The sequence below is a fragment of the Xanthomonas euvesicatoria pv. euvesicatoria genome (genome assembly GCF_020880415.1).
GTDB classification, from domain to species: domain Bacteria; phylum Pseudomonadota; class Gammaproteobacteria; order Xanthomonadales; family Xanthomonadaceae; genus Xanthomonas; species Xanthomonas euvesicatoria.
The window spans coordinates 1-4,523 of the sequence record NZ_JAJIUJ010000031.1 but is presented as its reverse complement, the minus strand read 5'-3'; the positions used below and the strand labels follow the sequence as shown (position 1 = coordinate 4,523).

Sequence of the window (4,523 nt, the reverse complement as noted above, 5' to 3'; positions counted from 1 at the left end):
ACTGCCCTGCCAGGTCGCGACGCCGGTATTGGCGCCAAACACGATCATCGACAACACCAGCAAGCCAAGCCAGAAGCTGGTGCTGACGCTGCCGAGCTTGTTGGTCTTGCGGGCGTCCGGGGCGGTACTCATGGTTCGACCTCGATCTGTATGACGTGGCGGGGTCGCGGATTAGGCCGCGGCCTGCCGGAATTCAGGAGTGCGCGACAGCAACGCCAGGGAAAACACACCCCAGTCCTGCGTCTCGTTGCGGAAGGCACGGTCGATGAAATGGGCGTAGCGGCCTTGCGCCAGCTCGCCGGGTTCCACCGCCTGGACCTGCTCGAAGCTGCGTTGGCCGTACAGCTCATCGATGGTCAGCGCGACGTCGCCGCCGCTCTGACGCATGATCAGCACACGCTGGCCTTCCTGCAGCACCGTGCGACGGCCCTCCAGGAACTGCTTCAGATCGATCACCGGGAACAGATTGCCGCGCAGATTGCCCACGCCCAGCAGCCAGGGCTGTGCGCCCGGCACCGGAGTGACCGGCGGCATCGGCACGATTTCCGCAACTTCGCGGAAGTCCGAGACCAGTCGCCGGGTCCCGACGCGATACCCCACGCCGCGCCAGATATCGGCCGAGAACTGGCGTTCCGGCAGCGGCGTGGCGTGCGCCAGACTACGACGCTCGTAGTCTTCGAGAATGTCGAATGGAGAGCGCATCAACGCACCAATTGTCTGATGCGCGCGATCAGATCGTCTTCGCGCGGCGGCTTGACGATGTAGTCGCTGGCACCTTGTCGCAGACCCCAGGCCCTGTCGGTTTCCATGCCCTTGGTGCTGACCAGCAGCACGGGAATGTCCTTGGTTGCCTGGTCGCGTGCGAGAGCACGGGTTGCCTGGAAGCCGCTCATGCCGGGCAACACCACATCCATCAACACAAGATCGGGCGCCTGGCTGCGAACCAGCTCAAGCCCCTCTTCTGCATTATCGGTGGCGACGACCGTATGGCCTGCTTTTTCCAGCCATTGACTGAAGACTGCCCTGTCGGTGGGCGAGTCCTCGATCAATATAATTCGAGCCATGTTGCCTTTCCCCCTGGTCAGGCGTGGACGTACGTGCGGATCGCGCTCAGTAGTTCTTCACGGGTGAACGGCTTGGTCAGATATTGCTCGGAACCGACGATGCGGCCGCGAGCCTTGTCGAACAGGCCGTCCTTGGACGACAACATGATCACCGGCGTCGATTTGAAGAGCTGGTTGCCCTTGATCAACGCGCACGTCTGGTACCCATCCAGGCGCGGCATCATGATGTCGACGAAAATGATCTGAGGTTGCTGGTCCGCAATTTTGGCCAGTGCCTCGAAACCATCCGTTGCTGTCACTACTTCACAACCTTCCCGCTTCAGCAGCGTTTCGGCGGTGCGGCGAATGGTTTTCGAATCATCGATCACCATCACCTTCAGTCCTGCGAGTTCCCCACCCGCAGCAATGTTTTCACTCATGCAAATATCCCCGGGCGCGCGACGCTTCATCCCTTCCGACGTCGCTACGAAACTGCATGTATATCCCAAGACCCGCATCGACTGTCAAGGGCGCATTGCCGGGGCCCCGCCAGGCGGACGTTCCGACCACGTCTGGGTGCGTCCCGGCCGGCAAGTCGCGCACTACGACCCACCGGGCGCGCCATCGCCCATCGCTTGAAGTTACCATCGGCAGCTTGTTCGAAAGGTTTAGCCCCATGTCGCTCGACGTCGTTGTGGTGATGGATCCCATCGCCTCCATCAAGATCGCCAAAGACACTACGTTTGCCATGTTGCTGGAAGCCCAGCGCCGTGGCCACCGACTGCACTACGTGCGCCCCGGCGGGCTCAGCCTGCGCGAAGGGCGCGCGGTGGCGCAGGTGGCGCCGCTGAGCGTGCGCGAGGACAAGACCGGCTGGTTCACGCTGGGCGAGTTCGCCGAACGGGCGTTCGGGCCCGGCCAGGTGGTGCTGATGCGCAAGGACCCGCCGGTGGATGCGGAGTTCGTCTACGACACCCAGGTCCTGAGCGTGGCGCAGCGCGCCGGCGCGCAGATCGTCAACGACCCGCAGGGCCTGCGCGACTACAACGAGAAGCTGGCCGCACTGCTGTTTCCGCAATGCTGCCCGCCGACCCTCGTCAGCCGCGATGCCGCCGCGCTCAAGGCCTTCGTGCTGGAGCATGGCCAGGCGGTACTCAAGCCGCTGGACGGCATGGGCGGACGCTCGATCTTCCGTAGCGGCAGCGGCGACCCCAACCTCAACGTGATCCTGGAAACGCTGACCGACGGCAACCGCAAGCTGACCCTGGCGCAGCGCTTCATCCCAGACATCACGGCCGGCGACAAGCGCATCCTGCTGGTGGACGGCGAGCCGGTCGATTACTGTCTGGCGCGGATTCCGCAGGGCGACGAATTCCGCGGCAATCTGGCCGCCGGCGGGCGCGGCGAAGGCCGGCCATTGTCCGAACGCGACCGCTGGATCGCCGCGCAGGTGGGTCCGGAAATGCGCCGGCGCGGCATGCGCTTCGTCGGCCTGGACGTGATCGGCGATTATCTGACCGAGGTCAACGTCACCAGCCCCACCTGCGTGCGCGAGCTGGATGCGCAGTTCGGCCTGAACATCGCCGGACTGCTGTTCGACGCGATCGAGGCCGGCACCGCGCAATGAGCACGGCCGCGGCCCTGCCGGCACCGATGGACGACGGTCGCCGGCTGATGATGACGCTGGTGATCTCGCTGCTGCTGCATGGCGTGCTGATCCTGGGGGTGGGCTTTGCGGTCAGCGAGGACGCACCGTTGGTGCCGACGCTGGATGTGATCTTCAGCCAGACCAGCACGCCGTTGACGCCCAAGCAGGCCGACTTCCTGGCCCAGGCCAACCAGCAGGGCGGCGGCGATTACGCCACCGCGCAACGCCCCCGGGACAGCCAGCCGGGCGTGGTGCCGCAGGACCGCACCGGGCTGGCGCCACAGGCGCAACGCGCCACCAGCGTGAACGCACCCGAGCCCACCCAGACCCGCGTGGTGACCAGCCGTCGTGGCGAGCAGGCCGTGCCGACGCCGCAGCCCAATCCGCAGACCGACCCGCTCACCCCGGCCGAGGCGCAGCGCATCCAGCGCGATGCCGAAATGGCCCGGCTCGCCGCCGAAGTGCATCTGCGCTCGGAGCAGTACGCCAAGCGCCCGAACCGCAAGTTCGTATCCGCCAGTACCCGCGAATACGCGTACGCGAACTATCTGCGTGCCTGGGTGGACCGCGCCGAGCGCGTGGGCAACCTGAACTACCCGGACGACGCGCGCCGCCGCCGGCTGGGCGGCAAGGTGGTCATCAGCGTGGGCGTGCGCCGCGACGGCAGCGTGGAAAGCAGCCGCGTGCTGGTCTCCAGCGGGGTTCCGTTGCTGGACGATGCCGCGTTGCGCGTGGTGCAACTGGCGCAGCCGTTTCCGCCACTGCCCAGGACCAAGGACGACGTGGACATCCTGCAGGTCACGCGCACCTGGCTGTTCCTGCCCGGCGGCGAGCTGCACGACGATCGCTGAGCCCCCTAGGCGTGTACTGCCCCATGCACTGCGCCACAGCCGAGCGGCGCAGGCCTGAAAGAAGACAGACGCGCAGGATCAGCGGCGCTGCGGCGCGCGCGCCTCGTGCCGTGATGCCAGCGGCCTGAGCGTGGACGCCAGGCGGGTACTCCTGCGCAGCCTGGTCATCCTCTTGTACGCCTGCGCGACACCAACCCGCCATAGCGGCGCGCACATACAGCAAGCCGGCAATGACGACCTGCGATCGGCTGGCGCACAAACCTGGACCGCGCGACGACATGGCCGGTTCGCCATCTGCAGCGTGCAGCAGACGGGGCGGCAGGTCCGCGGTGGCCAGTGTCTCAGGCCACCTGCGCCGCGGCGTGCAACCGGTCGGCCAACGCCATGATCTCGGCTGCATCCTGCACGCGTTCGCGCCAGGCGGCGGGAATGCCCTGGACACCGTAGAACGCGCCAGCAAGCTGGCCGCAGATCGCCGCGGTGGTGTCGGCATCGTCGCCCAGGTTGGCCGCGCGCAACACCGCATCGGCGAATGTGTCGGTGGTGGCGAAGCACCACAGTGCGGCCGACAGCGCGTCGACCACGTAGCCGGTGCCGCGAATCTGCACTGCCGGCACCGCTGCATGGTCGCGCGCGGCCAGGACATGCACCGCCGGGGAGACCATTCCGTCGCAAGACGTGCGCAGCACCTGCTCGCGCGTTGCGCCGAGCAAGGCGGCCCGCACCTGGGCCGCGAACAACCGGCAGGCGTCCAGCGCCTCGGCGGCGGCATGGGTGGTGCGCGAGCTGTCGGCGGCACGATCGCCCAACTCGTCGGGGCGATGCGCGTAGTACATCGCCACCGGCGCCAACCGCATCAGGGATCCATTGCCGGCCGCGCGCGGATCGGCGCTGCCGCTAGAGCACGTCATCCACTTTGAGATGAGGTGCGTTGGTCGTCAGCGGTGCGGAGCGGGTGTTGCGTGGCGCCGGCTTGGCTGG

5 protein-coding genes and 1 pseudogene are annotated in these 4,523 nt (G+C 66.8%); 2 read left to right on the top strand and 4 right to left on the bottom strand.

Translation table 11 applies throughout. From position 1 onward, the window contains the following. Positions 1-171: 171 nt before the first annotated feature. Genes LN450_RS04760 through pilG form a run of 3 tightly spaced genes read right to left on the bottom strand, consistent with a single transcriptional unit; the run spans position 172 to position 1,483 of the window. On the bottom strand, positions 172-702 hold the full coding sequence (locus LN450_RS04760; RefSeq protein ID WP_003482487.1) for a chemotaxis protein CheW: 531 nt from the start codon (positions 700-702) through the stop codon (positions 172-174). Further along, entirely contained in the window at positions 702-1,064 is a 363-nt protein-coding gene (locus LN450_RS04755; RefSeq protein ID WP_005913708.1) for a response regulator, read from the bottom strand. Before LN450_RS04755 ends, LN450_RS04760 begins: the two co-directional genes overlap by 1 nt. A 17-nt stretch (positions 1,065-1,081) precedes the next feature. Then, the gene (pilG, locus tag LN450_RS04750; RefSeq protein WP_005913706.1) at positions 1,082-1,483 is read right to left on the bottom strand and encodes a twitching motility response regulator PilG; all 402 of its coding nucleotides are present in this window, start codon (positions 1,481-1,483) and stop codon (positions 1,082-1,084) included. Positions 1,484-1,719: 236 nt separating this feature from the next. Here pilG and gshB point away from each other — a divergent pair, with 236 nt between their 5' ends. Further along, the gene (gene gshB / locus LN450_RS04745; RefSeq protein ID WP_008575184.1) at positions 1,720-2,670 is read left to right on the top strand and encodes a glutathione synthase; all 951 of its coding nucleotides are present in this window, start codon (positions 1,720-1,722) and stop codon (positions 2,668-2,670) included. Beyond that, positions 2,667-3,542, top strand: coding sequence for an energy transducer TonB (locus LN450_RS04740; protein WP_011348243.1), 876 nt, complete (start codon positions 2,667-2,669; stop codon positions 3,540-3,542). Before gshB ends, LN450_RS04740 begins: the two co-directional genes overlap by 4 nt. 341 nt (positions 3,543-3,883) lie before the next feature. On the opposite strand, the pseudogene LN450_RS04735 reads toward LN450_RS04740, so the two are convergent. Further along, positions 3,884-4,441: pseudogene (locus tag LN450_RS04735) on the bottom strand (ADP-ribosylglycohydrolase family protein); the annotation flags it as partial. Between the last annotated feature and the right edge of the window lie 82 nt (positions 4,442-4,523).

What these genes read in the sequence shown, in the direction of transcription:
- LN450_RS04760 (WP_003482487.1), bottom strand. Translation starts at nt 702, where the DNA reads ATGCGCTCTCCATTCGACATTCTCGAAGACTACGAGCGTCGTAGTCTG.
- LN450_RS04755 (WP_005913708.1), bottom strand. Translation starts at nt 1,064, where the DNA reads ATGGCTCGAATTATATTGATCGAGGACTCGCCCACCGACAGGGCAGTC.
- pilG (WP_005913706.1), bottom strand. Translation starts at nt 1,483, where the DNA reads ATGAGTGAAAACATTGCTGCGGGTGGGGAACTCGCAGGACTGAAGGTG.
- gshB (WP_008575184.1), top strand. Translation starts at nt 1,720, where the DNA reads ATGTCGCTCGACGTCGTTGTGGTGATGGATCCCATCGCCTCCATCAAG.
- LN450_RS04740 (WP_011348243.1), top strand. Translation starts at nt 2,667, where the DNA reads ATGAGCACGGCCGCGGCCCTGCCGGCACCGATGGACGACGGTCGCCGG.